At 55.7% G+C, this 25,414-nt stretch carries 20 protein-coding genes, 2 tRNA genes and 1 pseudogene; 13 read left to right on the top strand and 10 right to left on the bottom strand.

What is annotated here, in order from left to right; genetic code table 11:
- The first annotated feature begins 34 nt into the window (after window positions 1-34).
- Window positions 35-1,966 (top strand): beta-galactosidase, encoded by a 1,932-nt coding sequence (locus AC0V6L_RS08210; RefSeq protein WP_486153797.1) that lies wholly within the window; start codon window positions 35-37, stop codon window positions 1,964-1,966.
- An 8-nt stretch (window positions 1,967-1,974) separates the two neighbouring features.
- On the opposite strand, the gene AC0V6L_RS08205 is transcribed toward AC0V6L_RS08210, so the two are convergent.
- The 4 genes from AC0V6L_RS08205 to AC0V6L_RS08190 all read right to left on the bottom strand — a co-directional run bounded on the left by AC0V6L_RS08205 (window position 1,975) and on the right by AC0V6L_RS08190 (window position 8,543).
- Window positions 1,975-2,928 (bottom strand): NAD(P)H-binding protein, encoded by a 954-nt coding sequence (locus AC0V6L_RS08205; RefSeq protein ID WP_486153796.1) that lies wholly within the window; start codon window positions 2,926-2,928, stop codon window positions 1,975-1,977.
- Window positions 2,925-4,436: a sodium:solute symporter family transporter gene (locus tag AC0V6L_RS08200; RefSeq protein WP_486153795.1), complete on the bottom strand. Its 1,512-nt coding sequence runs from the start codon at window positions 4,434-4,436 to the stop codon at window positions 2,925-2,927. The genes AC0V6L_RS08205 and AC0V6L_RS08200 overlap by 4 nt, the downstream gene beginning before the upstream one ends.
- Before the next feature lie 163 nt (window positions 4,437-4,599).
- Entirely contained in the window at window positions 4,600-7,473 is a 2,874-nt protein-coding gene (locus AC0V6L_RS08195) for a TonB-dependent receptor (RefSeq protein WP_486153794.1), read from the bottom strand.
- A gap of 212 nt (window positions 7,474-7,685) precedes the next feature.
- The gene (locus AC0V6L_RS08190) at window positions 7,686-8,543 is read right to left on the bottom strand and encodes a helix-turn-helix domain-containing protein (RefSeq protein ID WP_486153793.1); all 858 of its coding nucleotides are present in this window, start codon (window positions 8,541-8,543) and stop codon (window positions 7,686-7,688) included.
- Window positions 8,544-8,757: 214 nt separating this feature from the next.
- On the opposite strand from AC0V6L_RS08190, the pseudogene AC0V6L_RS08185 reads away from it, so the two are divergent.
- From AC0V6L_RS08185 to galK, 5 genes and pseudogenes are all read left to right on the top strand, one after another.
- A pseudogene (locus AC0V6L_RS08185) lies at window positions 8,758-10,652 on the top strand (alpha-galactosidase); the annotation flags it as partial.
- Complete coding sequence (locus AC0V6L_RS08180) at window positions 10,626-11,054, top strand: GH36 C-terminal domain-containing protein (RefSeq protein WP_486155080.1); 429 nt, start codon at window positions 10,626-10,628, stop codon at window positions 11,052-11,054. The pseudogene AC0V6L_RS08185 and the gene AC0V6L_RS08180, both read left to right, overlap by 27 nt.
- Window positions 11,055-11,062: 8 nt before the next feature.
- On the top strand, window positions 11,063-12,556 hold the full coding sequence (gene glpD / locus AC0V6L_RS08175; protein WP_486155079.1) for a glycerol-3-phosphate dehydrogenase: 1,494 nt from the start codon (window positions 11,063-11,065) through the stop codon (window positions 12,554-12,556).
- Complete coding sequence (locus AC0V6L_RS08170) at window positions 12,553-13,653, top strand: galactose-1-phosphate uridylyltransferase (RefSeq protein WP_486153792.1); 1,101 nt, start codon at window positions 12,553-12,555, stop codon at window positions 13,651-13,653. The genes glpD and AC0V6L_RS08170 overlap by 4 nt, the downstream gene beginning before the upstream one ends.
- Complete coding sequence (gene galK / locus AC0V6L_RS08165) at window positions 13,650-14,693, top strand: galactokinase (RefSeq protein ID WP_486153791.1); 1,044 nt, start codon at window positions 13,650-13,652, stop codon at window positions 14,691-14,693. The genes AC0V6L_RS08170 and galK overlap by 4 nt, the downstream gene beginning before the upstream one ends.
- Before the next feature lie 24 nt (window positions 14,694-14,717).
- On the opposite strand, the gene AC0V6L_RS08160 is transcribed toward galK, so the two are convergent.
- A tRNA-Thr gene (locus AC0V6L_RS08160) sits at window positions 14,718-14,793 on the bottom strand.
- A 49-nt stretch (window positions 14,794-14,842) separates the two neighbouring features.
- Window positions 14,843-14,916, bottom strand: a tRNA-Cys gene (locus AC0V6L_RS08155).
- Window positions 14,917-15,075: 159 nt separating this feature from the next.
- Here AC0V6L_RS08155 and AC0V6L_RS08150 point away from each other — a divergent pair.
- Together AC0V6L_RS08150 and AC0V6L_RS08145 are read left to right on the top strand one after the other, a co-directional pair.
- Entirely contained in the window at window positions 15,076-15,303 is a 228-nt protein-coding gene (locus AC0V6L_RS08150; protein ID WP_486153790.1) for a hypothetical protein, read from the top strand.
- On the top strand, window positions 15,267-15,854 hold the full coding sequence (locus AC0V6L_RS08145; RefSeq protein ID WP_486153789.1) for an acyl-CoA thioesterase: 588 nt from the start codon (window positions 15,267-15,269) through the stop codon (window positions 15,852-15,854). The genes AC0V6L_RS08150 and AC0V6L_RS08145 overlap by 37 nt, the downstream gene beginning before the upstream one ends.
- A gap of 34 nt (window positions 15,855-15,888) precedes the next feature.
- On the opposite strand, the gene AC0V6L_RS08140 is transcribed toward AC0V6L_RS08145, so the two are convergent.
- The 4 genes from AC0V6L_RS08140 to AC0V6L_RS08125 form a co-directional block, all read right to left on the bottom strand.
- Window positions 15,889-16,695, bottom strand: a complete 807-nt coding sequence (locus AC0V6L_RS08140; protein WP_486149947.1) for a crotonase/enoyl-CoA hydratase family protein — start codon at window positions 16,693-16,695, stop codon at window positions 15,889-15,891.
- Window positions 16,696-16,823: 128 nt separating this feature from the next.
- On the bottom strand, window positions 16,824-17,219 hold the full coding sequence (locus AC0V6L_RS08135) for a winged helix-turn-helix domain-containing protein (RefSeq protein ID WP_486153788.1): 396 nt from the start codon (window positions 17,217-17,219) through the stop codon (window positions 16,824-16,826).
- 485 nt (window positions 17,220-17,704) lie between these two features.
- Entirely contained in the window at window positions 17,705-18,421 is a 717-nt protein-coding gene (locus AC0V6L_RS08130) for a helix-turn-helix transcriptional regulator (protein WP_486153787.1), read from the bottom strand.
- A 99-nt stretch (window positions 18,422-18,520) separates the two neighbouring features.
- Window positions 18,521-19,726, bottom strand: coding sequence for an LL-diaminopimelate aminotransferase (locus tag AC0V6L_RS08125; protein ID WP_486153786.1), 1,206 nt, complete (start codon window positions 19,724-19,726; stop codon window positions 18,521-18,523).
- A gap of 160 nt (window positions 19,727-19,886) precedes the next feature.
- On the opposite strand from AC0V6L_RS08125, the gene AC0V6L_RS08120 reads away from it, so the two are divergent.
- The 5 genes from AC0V6L_RS08120 to AC0V6L_RS08100 all read left to right on the top strand — a co-directional run bounded on the left by AC0V6L_RS08120 (window position 19,887) and on the right by AC0V6L_RS08100 (window position 25,403).
- The gene (locus AC0V6L_RS08120) at window positions 19,887-21,845 is read left to right on the top strand and encodes a PHA/PHB synthase family protein (protein WP_486153785.1); all 1,959 of its coding nucleotides are present in this window, start codon (window positions 19,887-19,889) and stop codon (window positions 21,843-21,845) included.
- Window positions 21,846-22,009: 164 nt separating this feature from the next.
- Window positions 22,010-22,840 carry a phasin family protein gene (locus AC0V6L_RS08115; RefSeq protein WP_486153784.1) on the top strand — a complete coding sequence of 277 codons (831 nt, stop codon included), beginning with the start codon at window positions 22,010-22,012 and terminating at the stop codon, window positions 22,838-22,840.
- A 304-nt stretch (window positions 22,841-23,144) separates the two neighbouring features.
- Window positions 23,145-23,492, top strand: coding sequence for an ATP-dependent Clp protease adapter ClpS (clpS, locus tag AC0V6L_RS08110; RefSeq protein ID WP_486155078.1), 348 nt, complete (start codon window positions 23,145-23,147; stop codon window positions 23,490-23,492).
- Window positions 23,489-23,998 carry a DUF427 domain-containing protein gene (locus AC0V6L_RS08105; RefSeq protein WP_486153783.1) on the top strand — a complete coding sequence of 170 codons (510 nt, stop codon included), beginning with the start codon at window positions 23,489-23,491 and terminating at the stop codon, window positions 23,996-23,998. The genes clpS and AC0V6L_RS08105 overlap by 4 nt, the downstream gene beginning before the upstream one ends.
- Before the next feature lie 214 nt (window positions 23,999-24,212).
- Window positions 24,213-25,403, top strand: coding sequence for an LptF/LptG family permease (locus AC0V6L_RS08100; RefSeq protein WP_486155077.1), 1,191 nt, complete (start codon window positions 24,213-24,215; stop codon window positions 25,401-25,403).
- Window positions 25,404-25,414: the final 11 nt, after the last annotated feature.

The raw sequence follows: 25,414 nt of genomic DNA, 5'->3' as shown, positions 1-25,414 counted from the left end.
TACGCATGTATTTCCTCAACCAAAGGCGACCCAAATGAAGCTTGGCTGCTGTTATTATCCCGAACATTGGCAGCCAGAAATGTGGCCCCAAGATGCGCAGAGAATGGCGGAAATGGGCCTGTCACTGGTGCGCATCGGGGAATTCGCCTGGAGCCGGATTGAACCTCGCCCCGGCGTCTTCGATTGGGATTGGCTGGACCGCGCAATAGACGTTTTGGCAGAGGCGGGTTTGCAAGTTATCCTGGGCACTCCCACCGCGACCCCGCCAAAATGGCTGGTCGATCAAATGCCCGATATGGTGGCGATTGATGAGGCAGGCCGCCCGCGCGGTTTCGGATCGCGGCGGCACTATTGTTTCTCGCACCAGGGATACCGGGAAGAGGCCGCCCGCATCACTCGCGCCATGGCGGAAAGGTATGGCCGCAACCCCGCTATCGCCTGCTGGCAAACCGATAACGAATATGGCTGCCACGACACCGTGCTCAGCTTTTCAGACAGCGCAGCCGCCCGCTTTCGCGAATGGCTCAAAGCGCGATATGGCAATGTGACAGCCCTCAATGCAGCATGGGGCAACGTCTTTTGGAGCATGGAATATGGCAGCTTTGCCGAGATTGATCCGCCCAACCTGACCGTTACCGAAGCAAACCCCGCGCACTGGCTCGATTACCGCCGCTTTGCCTCAGACGAAGTGATCAGTTTTAACGCAGCCCAAGTGGCGATTTTGCGCGAATACTCGCCCGGCCGCGATGTGACGCACAATGTCATGGGGTTCTTCACCGAGTTCGACCATCACGATCTGGGCCGCGATCTCGATATTGTGACATGGGACAGCTATCCGCTGGGCTTTCTTGAACAGTTCTGGTTCTCCCAAGAGGAAAAGCGCGACTTTCTAAGGCAAGGTCACCCCGACATCGCCGCTTTTCACCACGACCTTTACAGAGGCTGCTGCCCGCAGGGTCGCTGGGGAGTGATGGAGCAACAGCCAGGCCCTGTGAACTGGGCGCGGTTCAATCCGGCACCCTTGCCAGGAATGGTGACCTTGTGGACATTGGAAGCAATGGCCCACGGCGCAGAACTGGTGAGCTATTTCCGGTGGCGGCAAGCACCCTTTGCACAGGAACAAATGCACGCAGGGCTACTGCGCCCCGACAGCATTGACGCACCCGGCGCAGACGAAGCACGCGAGGCGGCGCAGGTCATTGATGAGCTGGGCCAACAATCGGCAATTAAGGCGCCCGCTGCACTGGTCGTATCTTACGAAGCAGCATGGGTGTGCGGTATCCAGCCGCAGGGGGAAAGTTTCCGCTATCTCGAGCTGGTGTTTGAATGGTATTCCGCCCTAAGGCGGCAGGGACTGGATGTCGATATTGTCGCGCCCAATGCTGACCTTACCGGTTACTCCATCGTTTTGGTCCCCACCCTGCCCATCGTAAGCGATGATTTCGTCAAATCGCTAGCGGGGCTGAATTGCCCGGTGCTGATCGGGCCAAGATCGGGCAGCAAGACGGCAAGCTTTTGCATTCCCGAAACCCTTGCGCCCGGCAAACTGAAAGAGGTCATGCCCATCACTGTCACACGCGCCGAAAGCCTGCGTGACCGCGTGAGCGAAGATGTGGGCGGCGGCGCGGTTGAACGCTGGCTTGAAGATATTGCGAGCGATCTGGAACCGGAACGGGCGACTCAAAGCGGGCAAGGCGTGCTCTACGGCGCCGGAGGTGCGCGCTATATCGGCGCATGGCCGGATCGCGCGCTGCTTGATGAGATTGTGGCGATGATGGCGGATGAAGCGGATTTGCCGCTCACCCCCTTGCCCACCGGGCTGCGTCTGCGCCGCACGCAAAGCCATGTGTTTGCGTTCAACTATTCAGCAGAACCCGTCGATATCGCGCATCTAATAGGCGGAGCCGCGCTTGTGACCGGGCAAACCGAACTTCCGCCAGCAGGAACCGCGATCTGGCCGCGATAGGCCGTGGGCTAACCCTCGATGCCCAAAAGCTTTGCATAATGATCGCGCAAAGTGTCGCTGCCAAACTCGGGCGTGTCATCGGCGCTGTATCGCTGCGCGGTATCATCCCACACCAGCATGCTTTCGGTCGCATAATATCGCGCGATCCGGGCGTATTCAGCCTTTTCCGCCGCCCAATCTGACCACCCTTGAGCTGCACCCAGGACCGTCGCGGCCCCGCTGAACACCGCGAGCGGAACCCTGCGGTATCGCGGCTCTTGTCCGAGCAGTTCAAACAGCATCGCGCCCTGTTCGCGCATTGTGATCGCCGGCCCCGGTCCGCCAATGGGCAAAATCGCGCCGCGCCGCGCTGGATCGGACAGGCAATCAATTATAAACCGCGCGCAATCGGCATCGCTGATCGGCTTGCACCGGGTCAATTCGCCATTGCCAAACACCATAAACGGCTTGCCGCTGCGCACCCGTTCAATCTGGCCCGAAAGCGATTTGAAAAACGCGGTCGGCCGCACGATGGTGTGCGCAACCGGGCTCTCGGCAAGCTTTGCCTCGAACACCAATTTTGCGTGTTGAAAGGCCAGCCGCGGCTTTTGTACGCAGATCGCCGATAGCAGTACGAAATGCTGAACACCTGCCTGCTCGCTCGCAGCCAACAGATTTGCGTTGGCATCGTGATCGACCGCCCACGCATCTTTGGGAGCGCCCGAGCGTGAAGCGATACAGGAGATAACTGCGGACGGACGAATAGCGGCCAAAGCGCGCGCGGCGGCCTTACTATCTGCAAGATCGACGACAATCGCATCCTCACCCGCCGCGTCAATGGGTGAGCGGACAAGCCGGGTTACCCTGTAGCCGTTTGCAACAAGGCATTGCGCAACTGCCTGTCCGATCGTCCCGGTTGACCCGGCCAGAACCACACGCTGGACGCCATGGCGCGTCGCTGCTGACGCCGCAGGACGGCTCATGCTGCTTGCGGCTGCCCTGCCTCTTTACCCAAGGCGAACTCAGCGTTCGCCCCGAAGACCAGCCGGTTGACCAATAACGAGGTGAACACCGACAGCAGCAAGGTGCATGCCATCCAGTGAATGTAGTGCACGTTCAACAATGCCTCTGCCCCCAGCAGCTTCATCAAACCTTCGCGCGCACTGATAACAAAGCCCAATGGCGCGGCCCAAAAGCCGTAGAAAAATACACCTGCCACCACTCCGATCATCGCGGCGCGCGCCTGAACCCCGGTGAAGACAAGCCCGACGATAAACGCAGAAAGGATCGGCATGGACAACAATCCATAGAGCGTCTGAACCGTGTTAATCAGGCTTTCCTGGCTGGCAAAGAACGGCACCAGTGCGAGTGCAAACAGGCTCATCAAAATGGAAACAATAGCTCCAAGCCGCGCGACCTTTTTAGGTTCGCCCACATAAGCTTCGTGCATATCGCACACATACAATGCCGCGCTGGCGTTGAGGATCGAGTTGAAGGTAGTGAGCGCGGCTGCGAACAAAGCCGCTGCAAAAGCGCCAGAAAGCCAGCCAGGCAATACCGAGCTGACGATCATGCCATACGCGCCATCCTGCGGGACATCGCCGAACAGCTTAAAGGCGACAATGCCCGGTACCACCACGATGATAGGCACAATCATCAGGCGGATGGCAGCAGCAGCCATCACGCCTTTTTGTGCTTCGCCGATTGACGGCGATGCCATGGCGCGCTGGGTGATGGTCTGATTGGTGGACCAATAGAATGTCTGGATGAATATCATCCCTGTTAGCAAAGTATGCCAGGGGATGTCAGAATTGTTGTCACCAATCAAAGTCAACCGGTCTGCAGGGATACCGCTGAGATCGAAATCAATCGCTTTGAGAGCAAGATAGGCGACCACCAACGCAAGGCTGAGTATCAGGACTCCTGAATAGGTGTCCGACACGGCCACTGCGCGAAGACCGCCGAAAATGGCATAGGCGGCACCGATCGTGGCGAGCACAACCGAAAGGATCATGATGTTTCCAAGCCCGCCATCCAGTTCGAGCAGGGACAAGAAAAAGCGCGATCCGCCATAGAGGATTGCGGGGAGAAAAATGAAGAGATTGCCTGCGAGAAAAAGCAGCGAGATCAGCGCGCGGATATGCTTGTCGCCATACTTCTTCTGCAACAATTCCGTCGTGGTGGTGCAATTGTTGCGATAATAAACAGGCAAAAACACGAAAGCGAGAATGAACAGACCAACCACCGCAGCCAGCTCCCACCAGGCAATCAGCAGCATCTGATTGCCATTCATGCTGACAAGCTGATCGGTCGACAGGTTGGTCAGCGTGATTGAACCCGCGACAAAATACCAAGACAGCCCGCCATTCGCGAGGAAGTAATCGCTTTTGCTGTCATCACCTGTCCCCCGTTTGCCCCGACAATGCATATAGGTCGCGAACGCGATGAGCACAGTGATCGCAAGAAACACCGCCGCCTGGCTTATGGTCATGATAAAAATCCCTCTCCGCAGCGCTTCGTGATCGCTGATTTTGCCGTAGTCTTTCAAGAACAGGCCGGGTGCGCAAGTCCGGTCCGCGCCCAAATGCAAAACAAAAGCGGGCACCCCTCACAAAAGAGAGATGCCCGCCAATGCCTATGCATACCCCTCAGGCTCAGAACGTGGCGCGAACGCCCGCAGTGTAACGCGCACCGGTCCGCTCATAGGTGAGCACCCGGTTGCGGAAACGTGAAAAGTCACGTGTGTCTTCATTGAAGATATTGAGACCTTCAACAAACACTTGGAACTGGTCAGTCAATTCATAGCTGGCCGAGAAATCAACCTGACCAAAGCTCTCACGCTGGCGCGGTTCGCTTTGCACGTCGCTGCCCTGGAAGAGGAAGCCATCGCGGTAGTTGTACGATACGCGCGCTGACAACCGGTCCCCTTCATAGAAGCCGGTAAGGTTGACTGTGTGCGGCGTAAAGCCGTTGAAGCCAAGATCTCCTACCGGTGCGTTGTCACGGCTTGATGTCACATAAGTGTAGTTGATGATGCCGCCAAAGCCGTTGTCGAACGTCTTCTGGAACGCAATTTCTGCACCTGAAATGCTACCCGAAAGACCGTTGCGCTGACGCGTATCCTGGAATGTCACGTCGGTCGGCGTATCGACGGTAAGCCCGCCATTGCCAGCAGGGAAGATGACAACGCCCGGCACACCGATGGTCGATGTTTCGAGGAAGCCGCCAAGCTCCTTGTGGAAACCGGCAACGCTGAAATAGCTCAGGCTGTCGAAATACCATTCGAACGATACATCAAAGTTGTCAGCCTCAAACGCTTGAAGCAGCGGGTTGCCGCCTCCGCTCAAAGGCGCATCGGAACGGCCGCCAAAGGTGTTGGCAACACCCAGCGCAGTCAATGTCGGCCGCGTCACGGTGCGCGCATAGCTCATCCGAAGGACCGTGTCTAAGGACGGTTCAACCTTGACGTTTACCGCCGGTAGGAAGTTCACGTAGTCGTTCGGCACCGAGACATTGGTCGCAGGGCCAAAGACCGTAACAAGCTGCGTGTCGCCAGGCGTTTCGCGGAATTCGATCACCGGCTGGTCAATCCCGCTTGAGACGACATCAGTGAATGCAATGCGGAAACCGATATTGGCCGACCATGGCAGGTCTCCACCAAAGTCGCCGCCCCATTCGGTGTTGAAATAGGCGGAATAGATCTGCTCTTCGACCTGGAAGCTGCCGCCGGGATTGAACGAAGGCGTGTAAATGCCAAGCACCGGATCAAGTCCGCCGCTGTTCAGATATGCCAAGAGATCAGCAGTGTTGCCGCCTGTGCGGTCCATATTCTGCAGGTTCGCCGTGCTGTTCAGCTGCGCGAATGCATCAGCAAAGCTAGCCGTCAGGATCTGAGCTGGAACCGTGTCAGCGCCATCGACACCGCTCAGGAACCCGTCAAATGAGAACGGGCTGAGGATCGAGGTGTCAAACGGCACGGTGTAACCGCAATAGGCGCAGAAAATTTGCGCCGCTGTCAGGCTTCCAAAACCAGGGTCAGCAAAGTTATCGAAAAGGTTCTGCACCTTTTCGCGGTCTGTATACAGCCCGCCAAATGTCACTGCGCTGAGCGGACCTGCATCGACTTCCCACTCGCCATCAAGACGCACTTCGAACACTTCGTCTTCAACCTGAGTGCGGTTCACATTCACAAAGTGCAGCCGCTGGATCGACGGATCCACAAAGTCTTCGGCGTTGATATTGGTGATTGTCGAAATGCCGGTTGTGCTGGTGGATTGGATCAGCGGTGATGTGGGCGCAAGCGCACCCAGCACGACAAACGGGTTGGTGCCATCGCGCGTTGCACGTGACCATGCCACGTCGGCCACAAATGTCAGTGCATCGCTGGCTTCAAATTCGAAGTTACCACCAAACGCAAAAGTTTCAGCTTCACGGTTGTTCGATGTGAGCACGTTGTCGTTTTGAGACAAGCCAACAGCGCCCGCGATATCGGGGTTGCGATTGGCAAAATCGATGCTGGGACGGTTGAACGATGTCACGGTTCCATTGGCATCAATTTCGGGATTCAGGAAAGGCGGGCTGAAAAAGCCGGAGAACTGCTGATCGAACGAGCTGATGTCGAATTTTGAATACAGACCATCAAATGTTGCCGTGAAGCGATCAGACGGCGCAAATTGTAACGCACCGTTCAGCGTGATCCGCTCACGCTCTTGCACATCGCGGCTGAAGATCACCTGCTGCTGAACCCGTGCCCCGTCTGGCAAGGCACCGATATCGGCGGGTTGCAAGCCGGCGGCACTTTCCGGCGCAAAGATAGCGGGATCGCCTTGGCGCAGTGCATAACCGTTGGTGATATTGCGATCGATCTGGGCGTTGCGCAGATTGTATGATGCACCAAACAGCGCACCGACAGTGCCGTTGGACCACGACACGACACCGCTAAGATCTGTACCGACGTCTTCGCTCAGGTTTTCGTAAATCGCAGCGCCTGATACCGATGCATTAAAACCTGGGCGATCCAGTGGCCGCGCGGTTGTGATGTTTACAAGCGCCCCGATACCACCTGACTGGAAACTCGGTTGAGCTGACTTATAAACCTCAGCGGTCTGGATGATATCCGAAGATAGCACATCGAATGAAAATTCACGCCCGGGGTTATCGGTGGCGATTGTCCGCCCGTTTAAAAGCACCGCGTTGAATTCAGGGCCAAGGCCGCGAACGGTGATGAACTGGCCTTCACCGCCGGACCGGTCAATCGCAACGCCAGTAATACGCTGGAGCGATTCCGCAACGTTCTGGTCGGGGAATTTGCCCACATCTTCGGCAGAGACCGCATCTACAACAGCAGCGCTGCTTCGTTTGAGATTGATCGAATCTTCGAGACTTTTGCGGAAGCCGGTGACGATGATGGTGTTTTCTTCACCCTCTACCGCTTCGGCGTCATTGTCTTGGGCAACAGCCGGGCTGGAAATAGCAATTGCTGCAATGGCAGCGCCTTGAGCCAACATGGCCCGCTTGGAAAACAACATGATACTCTCCCTTAACCGCGCCCCACCTGACCAATGTGATTTCTTATGGAGGCACATTCACGTGATCCTATCCGGATCGCGGTAGGATTTGTGGCGCTTCGATCCGCGATTTCCATGGGCGAATTGGACCGGCATGAAGTTTTTGGGAAATATCAACGTCGCTGAGCGTGATTGCTCAAATCTGTCATAATATTGCAACGCCTCACGGCGAATTATCTAACATGATCCGGGATTTCGCCCAATTCTTCAAATCGCGACGGACTGCGCGCAATCCGGGAGCGATATTCTGATGGGGGCCAACCGACTGATTTGCTGAATTGGCGGCTGAAATGGTATTCATCGCAATATCCAAGCTCGTCAGATATCTCGCGTAGCATAACATTGGGGTCAGACAGCATTTCGCAGGCCTTTTCCATCAGGACGCTTGTGCGATACCGGCCGGGTGATTGCCCCGCGAGCTTTCTAAAGCGCTTGCGAAACGCCTCATAGGAATGACCCAGCTGAGTCGCGGCCAGGCGAACGTCCAGAGTTTCGCCAATCACCGTTTTAGCATTGGCAAGCCAGGCAATATCATCACCCATATCCTGCTCACGTGCCTGCGTGATATCAGCAAGAAGGCTTTGCAATCCGACCGTTTCGCGCATCAATTCGCTTTGTGTTTTGGCTCTGGTCTGGCCGATAAGGTTCAAGATCCGGTCGCGCCAAAAATCCAGCGGCTTAAGCGAAACGACTGGATCTGCCTCGTCAAGACATCCCGAATTTCGCCAAAGATCGAACACTGGACCTTCGAAAACAAGATAAAATTCATCCCAGCTGCCCCCGGCAGGCGGCCCATACCAATGCTCCACGCCTGGCGCGACAATAATGGCATCGCCTGCAGTGACGCTCAGCGATTGCCCTGTCTCATCCCAATATCGCCCTTCCCCGCGCGTCACATAAACAAGGGTAAAGTGCGGCAACGTCCGCCTTGCACTCAAGACGCCCACGCCGTTTTTAAGGAAGCAAGCCAGCTTAATGCCGCCAATAGGCGACAATTGCATGTTCTGCTTGTAGACTTTTTCCTCCCACACGGGCTGCTCCTTGATTAAATCTGGATTGGGATTACCAAAAAATTCATGCACTGCCAAAATCGCACTTCACAAATGCCGGGCAAAGGCGTGATGGTGACGCGGAGTCCCATAAAGCGCGCGTCAGCAAGCCGTTTTGGGCATGGAGAGGGAAAGGCATGTGCTGTTTGGGCACTCAGCCTTAAGGGATGCTTCGTCAGAGGCATGATGTGTTAATATGACAGAAAAAGCCGCAATCGGCATGGCACAGTCAGATGAGCAGTCCGCGTCACGGGACGAAGCTGTTCGCAATGTAAGCAGCGAAAGCGCGGTCGCTGAAACCGTGATCCATGAACACCGGCCTGTGCCCGTAACCGATCCAGCCGAGCGGATTTCAGGCGAACCGCAATATTGCGAGTTGAGAGCAGGCGGCACACTGCTCGCACTCGAGGCGACTGTGGGAATGCGCCCGATCATCCTTTATGCTGGACCTGACCTGCCTGGCGTCACGCCTGCCAATATGGCGGTGCTCGCCACGCGCCAGCATGCACCGGGCAGCGCCTCTGTGCCGCTGCGTGGATCGCTGCTCAACGAAATCGGTACCGGAATATCCGGTCCCTCTGGCATGATAGGTCATCGCGATGGGCAGAACTGGGCGCTTGATTTGCGCATCGTCGCGGTTGATTTCACCGAAAACGAGCGAGTGGAGATACGCTGCGAAGATGCCAATGCGAAGATCGCAACCCGGCACATTTTTCAGATCGAAGCCGGCACGGGTATGCTGCGCGCCAAAACACTGGTCGAAAACCAAGCTGATGCGCCTTTCCATCTCGATTGGTGTGCTGCCCTGTGCTTGCCTTTTGATCAGCGCTTCGACCGTTTTCTAAGCCTTACCGGACGCTGGTCTAAGGAATTTCAGATTGAGCAGATCGATCTGTTTCAAGGTAGCATTGTGCGCGAGAACAAGGCTGGCCGGACCAGTCACGATGTGTTTCCCGGCGGCATTTTGGCCAGCGCAGAAACCACCGAAACCACAGGATTAGCGCTAGGCTTTCATCTTGCATGGAGCGGTAATCACAAACTACGCGTTGATCGGCATTCCGATGGGCGTGGCTTTGTTCAGACCGGCGAAATGGCGTTTCCGGGCGAAATAAAGCTTGGCCAGAACGACGTATATGAAACGCCTGAATTTCTCGCGGTTTGGGCGCAAAACGGCATCAATTCTATCGCGCAGGCCTTTCATACTCATCTCACTGACAAAGTGCTTGATCCGCGCACTCGCGACAATCCGCGGCCAGTGCACTACAACACTTGGGAAGCGGTCTATTTTGACCATGATGAGGCAACGCTCATTGAACTTGCACAGGCTGCCGCCGCTGTCGGGGCGGAAAGGTTTGTGCTGGATGATGGCTGGTTTGGTGGACGCCGCCATGATGCAGCGGGACTTGGTGATTGGTGGGTGTCCGATAACGTCTATCCCGAAGGCCTGCACCGCCTTGTCACAACAGTCAAAGAATTGGGCATGGAGTTTGGCCTGTGGTTCGAACCTGAAATGGTCAACCCAGACAGCGATCTGTACCGCGCTCATCCCGATTGGGTGCTAAAGGCTGATGGCGTTGAGGCGATACCTTTTCGCGGGCAGTTAACGCTTGATCTAACCAGAAACGAAGTGTTCGACTATTTGCTCAAAAAGATCAGCACGCTCGTGCACGAATATGGCATCGCTTATATCAAATGGGATATGAACCGCGATACCAATCACCCCAGCAGCAATGGCAGGGGCGCGATGCACCGCCAGACGCATGCAGTTTACCGCTTGCTGGATGAATTGCGCAGCCAGCATCCTGCGCTTGAGATTGAGAGCTGCTCATCAGGCGGCGCGCGGGCGGATTTCGGTATTTTGCGCCACACGGATCGCATCTGGACGTCCGACAATAATGACGCGCGCGAACGGCAGATTATCCAGCGCGGCGCGGCCAATTTTTTCCCCTGCGCGTGCTTGGTAGCCATGTCGGCCCAAGGCGGTGCCATATTACCGGGCGCGAATTGCCTATGTCGTTCCGCGTCGCCAGTGCCGTTTTCGGCCATATGGGCATGGAATTGGACCTGCGCGAGGAAAGCGAAGCGGATCTCGAAACGCTGAAAGCCGGCATCGCGCTTTATAAGCAGCATCGTGCGCTGATCCATTCTGGCGACTATCTTGCTCTTGCCAGCCCCGAAGGAACCAATTTCCTCGGCTGCGTCGCGGATGACAAAAGCGAAGCGCTGTTTTCCTACGCGAAACTGGAGCCTGAGCTTTCGACATTGCCCAGCCGGATTCATTTTGACGGACTTGATCCTGCCCAATTGTACGAGCTGCGCATTGTCTGGCCAGAATTTAATCCCTCAATCAGCGCGCCATCGATTATGGATGCAGCTGATCTTCAGGGGAACGGGATCAAAGTGCTGGGTGCAGCCTTGGTCGGGCACGGCATTCAACCCCCGCTGACTTTTCCCGACACCTGTCTCATCTATCATCTGAAAGCGTGCAAGTGAGCGCAGACATGAACCCCGTCTATGACCTGCTGATCATTGGTGGCGGGATTAATGGCGCCGGGATTGCCCGCGATGCCGCCGGCCGCGGTTTGTCAGTGTGCCTGGTGGAAAAGGACGATCTGGCTCAAGCCACTTCAAGCGCTTCGACAAAATTAGTGCATGGCGGGCTGCGCTATCTGGAACATTACGAATTTCGGCTGGTGCGCGAAAGCCTGATTGAGCGTGAACGCCTTCTCGCCATGGCGCCGCATATCATTTGGCCGCTGCGCTTTGTTTTGCCTCATGATGAGGGACTGCGTCCCAAATGGCTGCTGCGGCTCGGATTGTTCATGTATGACAATTTGGGCGGGCGAAAAATGCTGCCGCCCACCCGCACTCTGGATCTCAATTCTCCTCCCCACCGAGCTATCCTGAAGGATCGGCTCACAAAAGGATTTGAGTATTCCGATTGCTGGGTGGAGGATTCCCGGCTTGTCGTCCTCAATTGCATGGACGCAAAAGAAAACGGCGCTGACATTCACACGCGCACCGAATGCGTCGGGCTCACCCGCGACAACGATATGTGGACCGCGTTTTTGATCGGGCCGGAAGGCGCAAAAGAAGTGCGCGCAAGAACCGTCATAAACGCCGCTGGCCCCTGGGTTGACAGGGTATTGTCGCGCGCAAAACCGCACGAAACCCAGACGAACCTGCGCCTTGTCAAAGGCAGCCATCTCATCTTTCCGAAATTGTTCGAAGGCGATCATTGCTACATTTTTCAGAACAAAGATGATCGGATCATTTTCGCGATACCCTATGAAAGCGATTTCACGCTAGTTGGGACGACAGATGAAGGGTTCGAAGGCGACCCGGCCGGGATTACCATTTCGGACCGCGAAGCGAGATACATCTGCGATGCAGCCAATGAATATCTGCGCACCGAAATTACGCCGGATGATGCCGTTTCAAGTTATGCAGGGGTGCGCCCGCTTTATGATGACAGCGCCGCGTCCAATTCAACCGTAACGCGCGATTATCAGTTTGAGCTTGATCGGGGTGATAACGGCGATGAAGCCGCGATCCTCTCAATCTTTGGCGGTAAGATTACAACCTATCGCAAACTGGCAGAGCATGCGCTGGAAAAACTGGGGCTGGCGGGCAAATCATGGACGGCCGATCAGCCTCTGCCGGGGGGCGATATTGATCCGGCGCGTTTTGATGCTTTTGTCGCCGATGTCGCCACGCGATATGATTGGCTTCCCGCTGGCGCAGCACAGCGACTGTGCCGAGCCTATGGTACGCGGGTTCATGTCCTACTGACCGGCGCGGAAGGACTGAATGATCTGGGACCTCATCTGGGCGGTGACCTGTATACGCGCGAGCTGGAATATCTGGTCGATCAGGAATTTGCGACGTCAGCCGAGGATGTCTTGTGGCGCCGCTCCAAACTGGACCTTCACCTCGACGATGATGCAAAAACGCGCGTTGCCAAGTGGTTCGAACAGGCAAAGACTCCGGCGTGAGCGATAATGTCCTTTTGCCCCGCATGCTTGTCGGGCGCGGCGCGTACAGGCGCGATCATCGCAAGGCTGATGGGCGAATGCTGCACCTTTACGGCCGCACACCGCATGACCTGGACTGCTTAGACGAAACCCATGACGACATCGCGCAGGGCGGCGAGATCCGCCATCACCCCTTGCGCGATGAATGGAATGTCTATGCCGCGCACCGGCAAAACCGGACTTTCAAACCATCAGCAGCCCAAGACCCACTTGCTCCCACATTGCCCGGCGGGCCTGCGACCGAAATCCCATTCAGCGATTTCGAAATCGCCATTTTCGAGAACAAATTTGCAGCTTTTCACCCCAGCGCGGCTGATGCAGCCGAGCTTGATGGCATAGCCAGCGAGCCCGCAAAAGGCGCTTGCGATGTCGTTGTCTATGCGCCCGATGCCAGCGGCAGCCTGCACACATTGGGAACGGATCGCTGCCAGCTATTGGTAAGCGCCCTGCTCGACCGGTATGAAGCGCATTTTTCAGCCGGGTGCGATTATGTCCTGCCGTTTGAAAATCGCGGTGATGAAGTGGGCGTGACCCTGCATCACCCGCATGGGCAGATTTATGGATTTGACCGTGTGCCCGCCATCCAGCAGCGGGCGATCAATGCTTTTGCATCTGGGTACGATTTAGCAGCGGAAATGCGCCGCGCGATGCCCGATTATGGCCTAGGCGAGGATGGCGGGATGGCGGCCTTTGTCCCGCGCTTTGCCCGGTTCCCTTTTGAGACCTGGATCGCGCCCGTTCAAAAACGCGCTGGCCCTTGGGAATGCAGTGATGAAGAACTGGAAGCGCTCAGTTACTGGCTCGGAGAAATGACACGGCGGTATGATGCACTGTTCAAGCAGCCCGCCGCCACGATGATGGCTTTTCACGCTGCGCCCAATCCCGGTGGAGCAACCAGAGCGGACGGATACCATTTCACCGTGCAGTTCTATCCCCTGTTGCGCGCGCCGGGACGAGTGAAATATCTCGCTTCTGTCGAACAGCACACCGGCACGTTCACCGTGGATGTGATGCCCGAAGCAGCCGTTGCCGCTTTGCGAGAGCAGGCACAATCATGACACAGACGTTCACCGCGCGCGCACCGGGCCGCGTCAATCTGATTGGCGAACACACCGATTACAATGGCGGCATGGTTCTGCCAGCAGCGCTTGGCGTTGGGATAGAGGTCACGCTTGCCCCGCGAACCGACAGCGCAGTTGCAGTCACCTCAAACCATTATGACGCGCCCGTAATACGCGATCTGGCAGATGATGCCGTGGATGAATGGGCCGATGCCGCCGTGGGCGCCGTGCGGGAAGCGAACGCGCTCGGCCTGCTTAACGGCGGAGCAACGATCGATATTGTTTCTACCATGCCCGAAGGATCCGGGCTTTCTTCTTCCGCCGCCCTTATCGTCGCGCTGCTCAAAGCGGCTCGCTCTGCAGCCGGATCAAGCATATCCGATGTAGATATCGCGATTGCCGCCCGGCGGGTCGAAAACAACTATATCGGCGTCCCTTGCGGGATTATGGACCAGATGGCGGTCGCTCTGGCTACTCCCGGCACTGCAATGGCGCTCAACACCAATTCGCTTGCCTGGGACATCATCGATCTGCCCGCAGGCTATGACATGATGGTCCTGCATTCGGGCGTAACCCGCAAGCTAACCGATGGACGCTATGCCGAGCGTAAGGTCGAATGCGATACCGCAAAAGCGTATTTCGGCACTGAGGATCTGTGCTTGTTAAACGAGACGGATGTTGCCGCAGCAGACCTTGATCCCCCAATCGCCCGCCGGGTGGCGCATCTGGTGAGCGAGCATGCCCGTGTGGCTCAATCTGTCACTGCGCTGCGCGATGGCGATATCCAGCTTTTTGGCGATCTGATGGTCAAAAGCCACGCATCCATGCGCGACCAGTTTGAAATGTCGGTGCCGGCCATCGATGCCCTGGTGCAAAGCGCGCTGGATTGCGGGGCCATCGGTGCGCGGCTGACAGGCGGCGGATTTGGCGGATGCATTGTCGCCTGCGTCAGAACGACTGAGCGGGAAGCATGGCTCCAAAGAGTCTTGAAAGACCATACCGATGCGCGCTTTATCGATGCCGCGAAACGAAGCTGAGCGCGGACAGCCTACCATAAGGAGTGGTGCCGCTTACGTGACTCGAACACGTGACCCCATCATTACGAATGATGTGCTCTACCAACTGAGCTAAAGCGGCAGCGCGTCAGCACTAAAGGCTTCTACCCCAAAACGCGCAATCGCAGATGTGGAGGCCCGAGCCGGAATCGAACCGGCCTTCACGGATTTGCAATCCGCTGCGTAACCACTCCGCCATCGGGCCGAGCCACCCTCCTGCGAAAGGGGCGAGCGCGCGCACTAGCGATTCGGCGCGGTAAAGGCAATGCGCCTCTTGCAAGAAGGCACTAATCTGTGTGGTCACAATTGGCTTTACGTATGGTCAATCTGGACCCGGCGCGTTTGGCGAGGCAAAGAAGCGGCTATGACCATTGCCAGCTTGCTCGAACCCATAACCGGCGTGTCCGGCCTTGTTACTCTCAATCATGCTGATGACTGGATGCAAGGGCGCACTCTTTATGGCGGCGCATCCGCCTTGATCGCGTTCACCATGGCTCGCCGCGCCTTTCCCGATCTCCCCCTTTGCGCGCGGCCCAAATCGGTTTTGTCGCGCCAGTGGGTGAACATATCGAACTGTCCGCCGAGATCGTGAGGCAAGGCCGCAATGTTACCCAAGTTCGCAGCGAGATACGCAACGAGAAAGGCGTTGCCTTAACCGCATTCTGGCTGTTTGCAGCAGAGCGCGAAGCCAACGCCGTACGCGAAGCATCACCGCTGGCCGATTGGCCTGGTGCCCCTCAAGACAATCCTGTCACCATGCAGGGCCAAGGCCCAAGTTTTATTCAGAACAATTTCGAAATTCGCTTTGGTCAGGATAAAGACGCAGATCACGGTAGCACCATCAGGCGCTGGGCGAGACTGACCGAAGATCATGATCTTGACCCGGTGAGCAAGCTCGTTCTGATGGGCGATGTGATGCCGCCAGGCGCGATGCGGATCATGCAGCGCATGGGTCCGATCAGTTCGATCAATTGGTCATTCAATGTGCTCGATCCGGCGACACAGTCAGACGGCGGTTGGTATCTGGCTGAAAATGCCAGCCAGCACGCCGATCATGGCTATTCCTCAGAGCGGCTGAGGATGTGGGACAGCAATGGCCGCCAAGTGCTCGACGGGCTGCAATGTGTGGCGGTGTTTGGGTAAGACTTGCCCTTATTGGGGCCTATCTGATTGGGGTCTATACGTCTTCAAAAGTGGCTTTGCGCTTTTGCATGCCTGCCATAACCGCCTCAATCTGATTGGGTGTGCGGCTGATCGCTTGTTGTTCGGCACTTTCTTCCATCAAGATTTCATCGCCCGACATATCATGCATGGCTGCGCTTAAGCGCTTTGCTGCACGGATGGCGTGAGGGTTTCTGTTGGCAATATCAGCAGCGATTGCACGAGCGCGCGGCAGAGGATCGCTATCGACATAAGTGGCAAGGCCAAGGGTTTGCGCTTCAGCGCCTGTAAACTCGCGATTGGTGTAAACCAGTTCGCGCAGCACATCATCGCGTACAGTCCCGCGCCACAAGGCATAGCCGCCCATATCGGGCACCAGGCCCCATTTCAGCTCCATAATCGCCATACGCGTGTCCGGATGCGCGATGCGGATATCAGCGCCGCTGGCAATCTGTAATCCGCCACCAAAGCAAACGCCGTGCAGCGCAGCTACGACCGGGACAGGAAGCTTGCGCCATTGCAGCGCGACCTCTTGGAAGGTGTTTGCATTGCCATGCGTGCGCTCAACCAGGCTCGATGACACATTCGAAAAACTTGATGTATCAAGCCCTGCACAAAAAGCCCGGCCATCCCCCGACAGAACAACCGCGCGCAGGCCCGCAAGCTGATTGAGATAGGCACCGGCTTCGATAATCGCGGTGAACATCGCCGGATCTAGCGCGTTCATCTTGTCGGCACGTGTCAAACGCACATGCGCAACGCCATCCTCGTCCATATCAATCGCAACGCGATCACTGGAGGGTTTTTCCGTAGTATTTGCCATCGCTTAATCCGAGCCTGTGCCTGAATGATATTCCGTTTGGCAAAGGTGTGACGGATCAGAGAAGGTGTGTCCAGCCGTTCATTCTGGCGACGCGGCAAGCCGGGTCAAGAGCCGCATTCTGACAAGCATTATTCATCCTGTTCGGGTTCTTGATTAAATGCCCCCGGGCTCGGCGGCACATCAAGGAAATAGCCGTTCTGTTTGTGCGTCGCGAGGATGTGCGCAAGCCCATAAGGCTCCAGTTTGGCCCTTACCCGCGCAACATGAACAGCAACGCTGTTTGTCTTTGGCTCAAATGCAATGCGCCAGACATCAGCGAGCAACTGCTTTTTGGTGAAAGCCTTGCCTGGCTCTTCTGCGAGCCTCCACAACAGCTCAAATTCACGCGGATGAAGACCAAGCCACTTGGATTCAACCCGGCCGTCTCTGTGAACCAGATCAAGCGTCACGTCGCCTGCCTCTCGAAAACGAGGGATAAGCGTGTCGCTGTCCGGAAACATATTATAGGCAGGTGTTGACGTCATAATTCGGCCCCTGAAAGATTAGAGCACACTGACTTGCGAGAACAATAAAATAATCGAAATACAAATATCAAACTTGAACAATATAATAGTGGAATAAATCTTCCGATATCATTGTCATTTCTGATCTGTGACCACTCATTGAACGGCCGATATAATCGATTATCATTCTTGATCCCACAAGAAGTGTATTGCTGATAAAGTCCCCATCAGCACATAAAGTTCCCCCTAACTTTCAACACTAGACGAAATTTTGTCAATAAAGGAAAGTAAATTGTAGAATAAAAATGAAAATCCCGTACATTTTTCGTGGCTTATGGAAAAAGGGGTAGGATTAAGCTGTTTTGATTTATTTTTATCCAACTCATGCGAAAGCTGCGGTGTGCAGCTGCCGAACTGAACAATAGCGAAGGTTGAGCAAGAAAGCCTTCCCTGCATATGCCCCCCAATTTCATCACCTGCTGCAAAGCTTAGGGCGTTTGGAGCTGTTAGACTTTCCCGTTCAGACCAGGAAGCATAGTATTGTTCGCCGCGCGGGCTATTTCAATCTCGCCATCAGTCGCATCAACACTAATCGCCGGCTCTGCGCCAACCGCCTTTTCAATTGAGCCAGTTAGCGCGGAAGTCAGTGTCAAAGAAGCCAAAAACAACAACGCGATCACAACAATTGCACCCAAACGCAACACAATAGCATGCTCACCATTTAAGATGCTTGGTTCGCTCTTTTCAAACCACGGGGCATTTTCGACGACAGGTAAAATACCATTTATCAGTGTTCCGCCCAGTTCCTTGCTATCACCTAAATGGCTTTCTGAGACTATTTGAACACCAGAATTGCCCTTAACTTGTTTCTGTGGGGAGGTTGTAGAAATCGAAATACGCGCATTTGTATCTGCGATTTGCATGGGAAATGCGCTGGCCGTCACATATTGCACGCTCGAAGTTTCCATTCCGCCTAGATAGAAATGCTCCAGTTTGCTGCCATCTTCGGCATCAATGTCAGTCAAAGACGCGCGATAAAGCTCAACCAACTCGCCAAGACTTGCAGCGTCAAATATATCTTTGAGCGCGCGAATATGCTGATTGATCCGAGTCTCGGACACGCTCAATTCCTGAGCAATAACCTTAATCGGAACCCGGCGATCCACACGCTCCATAACGGCGCGCTGCCTGTCAGTCAGCGGTTTCGTATCTGGCGGTGGCATATTGGCCTCCTTAAACCGTGCACTCAGCATACATCCTCAACGCGCGATCTGGCAAATCGCTCCATTTTTGAGAGATGGAAAACGATTCATCAATCAAAACTAAGACTTCGGGCTGGCAGTGTTGACACCCACAGATATGAGATACCGTTTAATATTCCGCGCCGCCTGTCTCAGCCGCTGTTCGTTTTCGACCATCGCAATGCGAACAAACCCTTCGCCTTCTTCGCCATAGCCCACGCCCGGCGCGACCGCGACTTTCGCCTCGGTCAACAATTGCTTCGAAAATTCAAGACTGCCCATGTCTGACAACGCCGCAGGAAGTGGAGCCCAAGCAAACATTGAGGCGGAAGGGGCCGGGATGTCCCAACCCGCACGCCCGAACGATTCGACCATCACATCACGGCGCTTTCGGTAAAGAACCCGGTTTTCCTCCACAATATCCTGCGGCCCGTTGAGCGCCGCGCAGGCTGCTGCCTGAATGGGAGTAAAAGCACCATAATCGAGATAGGATTTCACCCGTGTCAGTGCCGCTATCAGTTTCTTGTTTCCAACCGCAAACCCCATACGCCACCCTGCCATGGAATAGGTCTTGCTCATGCTGGTAAACTCTACGGCGACATCCTTTGCGCCTTTCACTTGCAAGATGGAGGGCGTTGGTACGCCATCATAATACAGTTCTGAATAGGCAAGATCGGACAAAATCCAGACCTTGTTCTCGCGCGCCCAAGTGACCAGCCGCTCGTAAAAGGCCAGATCGACTGTTTCGGCCGTCGGGTTTGATGGATAGCTCACCACCAGCACACTGGGCCGGGGCACAGTGAAATTCATCGCGCTTTCGAGCGAGCGCCAATAATCCTCGTTGGGCGTAGTTGGAACCGAGCGGATGGTTGCCCCAGCGATGATGAAACCAAATGTGTGGATCGGATAGGATGGGTTGGGCGCAAGCACACAGTCGCCCGGCGCCGTAATCGCGGTGGCCAGGCTGGCGAGACCTTCTTTGGACCCCATCGTCACAACAACTTCGCTTTCAGGGTCTAGATCCACCCCGAAACGGCGTTCGTAATAATTGGCCTGAGCACGGCGCAAACCGGGAATGCCCTTGGATTGCGAATAGCCATGCGCGTCAGGCTTGGAGGCGACCTCGCACAGTTTTTCGATTACATGGGCAGGCGGCGGCTGGTCGGGATTGCCCATGCCCAAATCTATGATGTCTTCGCCGCTGGACCGCGCAGCGTGACGCATCGCATTCACTTCCGCAATCACATAGGGCGGAAGACGTTTCATGCGATAGAATTGGTCGTTCATTGCTTATCCTGGCAAAATCGCGCAATCAATGTGACAACACGCGCACCGATTATTCTAGGGCATTATTGCTGGCTGTGGGAAGGCGTTTTCGCGACAATTCCCCCGAAGGCCCTATTTTTGGGCTTTGGAACGCTGCGTCACTTGAGGGATTGTACTGGTCATGGCTTCGAAAAACACAACCGATAACGGCCCTGCGGCCTTCCTTCAAAATGAGCAGTTCAAAGCGTTCTTTGACATGCAAGGCAATGCCATGCGGGATATGCTGTCAGGCGCCCTGCCTTCGCATGCCAAGGATGCCGCTGGGGCGGCAACGGATATCGCGCAGGCTTTGCCAAAGGATATGGCAATCGGTGATCTGGCAGAATGGGCCAAAGCCAGCGCTGAGCTGCAGAAAATGTGGCTCGAATTTATCGCGCATCAGGCATCGCAAACGGCAGCCAAGGCGCCCGATGCCGCCAATGCGCTCGATCCGGCGCAGTGGATGACCATTTCGCGCGGAATGCTCCAACAATTGCCCAAGACTATGTTTGATGCGCACACCAAACTGGCGCAGGATTCGGTGCAATTGTGGCAGGGCCTGTTCAAACAGGTCACATCCTCGCTGACACCAGGAAGCGCTGGCGACAAAGATCTGGCAGTCGAACTTCCGCAGAAAGACCGCCGCTTTTCCGATCCGGCATGGCGCGATCTGCCGGCCTTTGCGCTGCTGCATCAAACCTATCTGATGCTGGCGGAGTATTTCCAGCAATCGGTCAAATCCATCGACGGACTGGACCCGGTCAAACGCCAACAGCTCGAATTCGCAGTCAGCGCCTTGTCCGAAGCGATGAGCCCCGGCAATTTCATCCTCACCAATCCCGTGGTGATGAAACGCACGGTTGAAACGCGCGGGCAAAATCTGGTGCGCGGCATGCGTCACCTGATCACCGATCTGAAACGCGGACAATTGACTCACACCGATCCTGACGCTTTCACCTTGGGTGAAAATCTCGCATCCACGCCGGGCAAAGTGGTGTTTGAGACAGAGCTGTATCAGCTCATTCAATACAGCCCCGCGACCAAAGATGTTTACGAAGTCCCGCTGGTGATCTTTCCTCCGTGGATCAACCGTTTCTACATCCTCGATCTGAATGCCAAGAAGAGCTTTATCAAATGGGCGGTTGATCAAGGGATCACCGTCTTTGTGGTCAGCTGGAAATCCGCTGATGAAAGCATGGCCGATGTCGTATGGGATGATTACATTCGCGGCCAAATCGAAGCGATTGATACAGTTCGCGAGCGGCTCTCTGTCCCGCATGTTCATACGATCGGTTATTGCGTCGCCGGCACAACACTGGCGGCAACGCTCGCTGTGCTGGCGCGCCGGGGCGATGCGGACAAGGTCAAAAGCGCAACGTTTTTCACCGCGCAGGTCGATTTTGAAAAGAGCGGCGATCTCAAACACTTCATCGATGAAAGCCAGTTGGACATGCTCGGCAAGCTGGGCAGCAAGGGGTATATTGACGGGCGTTATCTTGCCGCGACATTCAACGCTCTTAGGGGCAAAGATCTGATCTGGAATTATGTCGTCAACAATTACCTTTTGGGCGAAGATTACCCTGCCTTTGATCTGCTGCACTGGAACGGCGATGTCACCAATTTGCCCTCCAAATGGCACAATGATTATCTGTGCGATCTGTACCGCGACAACAAATTGGTTGTCCCCGATGCTTTGGAAGCGGATGGCACGCCGATTGATTTGACGCAGGTCACAACGCCCACTTTTGTGCAGGCCGGGCGCGAGGATCATATTGCCCCTGCTGAAAGCGTCTGGCGCATCACCGAACATTTCAAAGGGCCGCTGGAATTTCTGCTGGCCGGATCGGGTCACATTGCAGGCGTGGTCAATCCGCCGGCGGCTGGCAAATACCAATATTGGCTGGGCGATACCAAGGCCCCATCTCTCGGCGCATTTATCGAAAGCGCACAGGAACATCCGGGCAGTTGGTGGCCGCATTGGCTTCAGTGGCTGGACAAGCAAGCGCCTGAAAAAGTCGCCGCCACAGGCAAACGCAAGCCCGGCGGGCGCGGAGATAAAGTGATCGAGGATGCGCCGGGCCGTTATGTAAAGACGCGATAAGTTGATGAAACACCTTCTTAAGCGGGCGTAGGAAGATTGGTGAATTTCTCATCTGATCGCTGACTTTTCAGTGACTTACCTGCTTATTGTGCAGTGCACAAAAAATCCTTGACTTCGCAGTTGCAATCACTATTTTGTGCAGTGCAACATTAAGCGAGGATGACATGGCAGACGCCAACACCAAATCGAAAATCGACACAGCGGCTGAGAAGGCATATGCCGACGCTGCGTCCAAGACACCAACTGCAAGCGCCGCGAAAGTGGCTGCGGCTGTTGATGCTGACGCGCCCAAGCCCGCACCGAAAGTAGCAGCCGTGAAGAAAGCGGTGGCAGCCCCGGCGAAGAAAGCGGCTCCTGCCCGTAAAACCGCTGCACGCAAAACCACTGCGAAAAAAGCACCGGCCAAAAAGGTCGCGGCGAAAACCGCAGCTGTGAAGAAAACGGCCGCGAAAAAAGCGCCTGCGAAAAAAGTCGCAGCGACCAAGAAACCCGCCACAAAATCTTCGGCAAAAACTGCGCCGACCAATCCCGTTACCAAACTGAAGGATACCATTATGGCAACTGCCGAAAAAACCGATATCACTGCGCAAGCCAAAGACATGGCTGCAGACGTTCAGGACCGCATGAAAGGCGCCTACGCCAAAGCGGGTGAATTCGCTTCGGAAGCTGGCGATTTCAACAAAGCCAACCTCGAAGCTGTCGTTGAAAGCGGCAAAATCTTCTTCAACGGCGCGCAGGAACTGGTTCGCGACAATGTCGAAACCGGCAAAACCGTCGTCGACACCGTGACTGCTGACGCCAAGAAAATGGCTTCTGTCAAATCTCCAACCGAACTGGTTCAGCTTCAGGGTGAGCTTGCACGCCGCAACTTTGACGCTGTCGTTTCGTTCGGTTCGCAGCGCACCGAAGCTTGGGTGAAGCTTTACAACGAAGCATTCGCGCCGATTTCAAACCGCGTTAGCGTGGCTGCCGAGAAAATCTCGAAAGCTGCCTAAGCGCCATCAAAGTTTCTAAACCGGGCCTCTCCTCTCTCTCCCAAACCCGGTTTACGAAAACGCGCCAGAGCGCGCGAGGGCCGGACAGACCTATGCGGTTTGTCCGGCCTTTTTGTGTGCCCGTATCGACACCTTGTTAAGCCCGATGCCATTATCAAACGCAGCGGACCTTGCGAACAACGCAGCTAATCCCATAATGGACCCAAGCATGAATCACTCCGCTTTCCCTTTTTTGCCTGTCGCGGCACCCGATATGCTGAATTCGGCGCCTGAACTGCGGGCGAGAACCGCATGTGATAGCGGTATGATGGCAGGCGATAATGATGATGGGGACAAAAGCGGCGATGATGGCTCTGAAAGCGAAGTGGGGATCGCTACAAAGACCCGCACAAAGCCGAAAAAGCCCAGCCAGTACAAAGTGCTGCTGCTGAACGATGATTACACGCCGATGGAATTCGTGGTCATGGTGCTCAAACGCTTTTTCAGCATGGATCTGGAACAGGCCACCCGCGTGATGCTGCATGTGCATCAAAAGGGCGTCGGTGTGTGCGGCATATTCCCATATGAAGTGGCTGAAACCAAAGTGAACCAGGTGATGGATTTCGCGCGCAAGAACCAGCATCCGCTGCAATGCACGCTTGAAAAGGCGTGAGCCTGTTTGGCGGCCATCCGAGGCCAGACCCGGCGGGTCCGGGGCAGGAAAGCGTCTGGGACTACCCTCGCCCCGCCATTTGCGAACCAACCGGCAGGCATATTCAAATTGTGCATTGCGGCGTAGAGCTGGTGGATACCACCTCAGCTTACCGAACGCTGGAAACCAGCCATCCGCCCACCTATTACATTCCGCGCAGCGACATCGCGATGGATCACCTCGTCCCCAATGCGCGCCGCACCTTGTGCGAGTGGAAAGGCCAGGCGAATTATTTCGATCTCGTGATCGGCGAGACGCGGTTGGAGGCTATCGCATGGACCTATCCCAAGCCCACAACAGCCTTTGCGCCCATTCGTGACTTTTTGGCATTCTATCCCGACCCGCTGGATCAGTGCATGGTCGACGGCGAGGTCATCACCCCGCAACCGGGCCAGTTTTACGGCGGCTGGATCAGCCAATACGAAGCGGGACCGTTCAAAGGCATCCCCGGCAGCCGCCTGTGGTAAATCGCGCGCTCACCCGCGCTGATTTAGGAATAGTCCAACAGCCGCCATCAGGGCATGACGCGGGGTTAAAATCCCGCTAGGGACGCCTCGAAACCATGTAGAACGCCTGATTGCCACGCAAAGACGAACGAAGAAGCCGCACCCTGTGTCCACCGCCTTATCGAGCCCTGTAAGCAGTCTCGACCGGTATATTTTCCGGCTCGTGATTTTTCCGATGCTGGGTATTTTTGCACTGGCGGCATCGCTGCTGCTGCTCGATAAAATGCTGCGATTGTTCGATTTTGTCGCGGTTGAAGGCGGCCCTGTTGGCGTTGTGTTCAAAATGCTGGGCGCGCTTATTCCTGAATATGCCAGCCTTGCCATCCCGCTGGGCCTGCTGCTGGGCATTTTGTTCGCGTTTCGCAAACTTGCCATTTCCAGCGAGCTTGACGTGATGCGCGCGGTGGGGCTGTCCTATTGGCGGCTGCTGCGTGTCCCTTATGCGATCACCTTGGTGCTGGTCGCGGTGAATGTGGCGCTGGTGTTCTACATCCAACCGGTCAGCCGATATTACTACGAACAGATGGAATATGAACTGCGATCAGGCGCGCTGGGCGCGTCGATCAAGGTGGGAGAGTTTACTACGCTGGCTGACCGCATGGCGCTGCGGATTGAAGCAAGCGAGGATGATGGTCAGCGTTTGCAAGGCATCTTTGCGCGTGTGTCCAATTCCAAAGGTCAGGTTCTGTCGATCAGCGCGCGCGAGGGGTCTTTTTTGGCCACAAGTGACAATCCCGATACGATCATTCTGCGCCTGTCTGAAGGGACAATTGTGCAGGATACAGGCAGCAAGACCCCGCGTGTCCTATCCTTCAGCCGCCATGATCTGCCGATTGATCTGCCCGCCATTGAGGAATTCAGAGCACGCGGAGATGAAACGCGCGAATACATCCTGCCCGAATTGCTGCGAATAGGATGGAACGAGGCGCGCAGCGAACAGGAACGCGATGCCAGCCAGGCAACCTTCAATTTTCGCATGGTCGAAGTGGTGATGATGATGCTGATGCCGCTTTTGGCTGTCGCGCTCGCCATCCCGCCCAAACGATCCACCAGCGCGCTGGGCGTGTTCGTGTCGATTGTGATGGTGGTGTCCTATCACAAGATCAATCAATATGGAGAAGACATCGCCTCGCTTGGGCGGATCGATCCGATTGTGGCACTATGGGGGCCGTTTGTTATCTTTGCCGCGCTGATTTTATGGATGTTTTACCGGGTCGCATATGTGCCGGGCGCGCAGCCCTTGGGCGCGCTGGAACGGGTATTTGGCAAAATCACCAAGCCAATTGCCGCACTGTTTTCGCGCCAACCGCCGAAACCTGCCGTTGATGCCGCATCTGACCATTCCCAGATGGCACCGGCGGAATAAAGCGCAGCACG

The sequence above is a fragment of the Erythrobacter sp. JB1-15 genome (assembly GCF_057365035.1).
The sequence above is the reverse complement of the archived record's forward strand: the minus strand, read 5'-3'. Positions and strand labels throughout refer to the sequence as shown.

Bases quoted from the DNA above. Each gene is read 5' to 3' on its own strand.
- AC0V6L_RS08210 (WP_486153797.1), top strand. From the start codon at position 35: ATGAAGCTTGGCTGCTGTTATTATCCCGAACATTGGCAGCCAGAAATG.
- AC0V6L_RS08205 (WP_486153796.1), bottom strand. From the start codon at position 2,928: ATGAGCCGTCCTGCGGCGTCAGCAGCGACGCGCCATGGCGTCCAGCGT.
- AC0V6L_RS08200 (WP_486153795.1), bottom strand. From the start codon at position 4,436: ATGACCATAAGCCAGGCGGCGGTGTTTCTTGCGATCACTGTGCTCATC.
- AC0V6L_RS08195 (WP_486153794.1), bottom strand. From the start codon at position 7,473: ATGTTGTTTTCCAAGCGGGCCATGTTGGCTCAAGGCGCTGCCATTGCA.
- glpD (WP_486155079.1), top strand. From the start codon at position 11,063: ATGAACCCCGTCTATGACCTGCTGATCATTGGTGGCGGGATTAATGGC.
- galK (WP_486153791.1), top strand. From the start codon at position 13,650: ATGACACAGACGTTCACCGCGCGCGCACCGGGCCGCGTCAATCTGATT.
- AC0V6L_RS08150 (WP_486153790.1), top strand. From the start codon at position 15,076: ATGACCATTGCCAGCTTGCTCGAACCCATAACCGGCGTGTCCGGCCTT.
- AC0V6L_RS08140 (WP_486149947.1), bottom strand. From the start codon at position 16,695: ATGGCAAATACTACGGAAAAACCCTCCAGTGATCGCGTTGCGATTGAT.
- AC0V6L_RS08135 (WP_486153788.1), bottom strand. From the start codon at position 17,219: ATGACGTCAACACCTGCCTATAATATGTTTCCGGACAGCGACACGCTT.
- AC0V6L_RS08130 (WP_486153787.1), bottom strand. From the start codon at position 18,421: ATGCCACCGCCAGATACGAAACCGCTGACTGACAGGCAGCGCGCCGTT.
- AC0V6L_RS08125 (WP_486153786.1), bottom strand. From the start codon at position 19,726: ATGAACGACCAATTCTATCGCATGAAACGTCTTCCGCCCTATGTGATT.
- AC0V6L_RS08120 (WP_486153785.1), top strand. From the start codon at position 19,887: ATGGCTTCGAAAAACACAACCGATAACGGCCCTGCGGCCTTCCTTCAA.
- AC0V6L_RS08115 (WP_486153784.1), top strand. From the start codon at position 22,010: ATGGCAGACGCCAACACCAAATCGAAAATCGACACAGCGGCTGAGAAG.
- clpS (WP_486155078.1), top strand. From the start codon at position 23,145: ATGATGGCAGGCGATAATGATGATGGGGACAAAAGCGGCGATGATGGC.
- AC0V6L_RS08100 (WP_486155077.1), top strand. From the start codon at position 24,213: ATGCTGGGTATTTTTGCACTGGCGGCATCGCTGCTGCTGCTCGATAAA.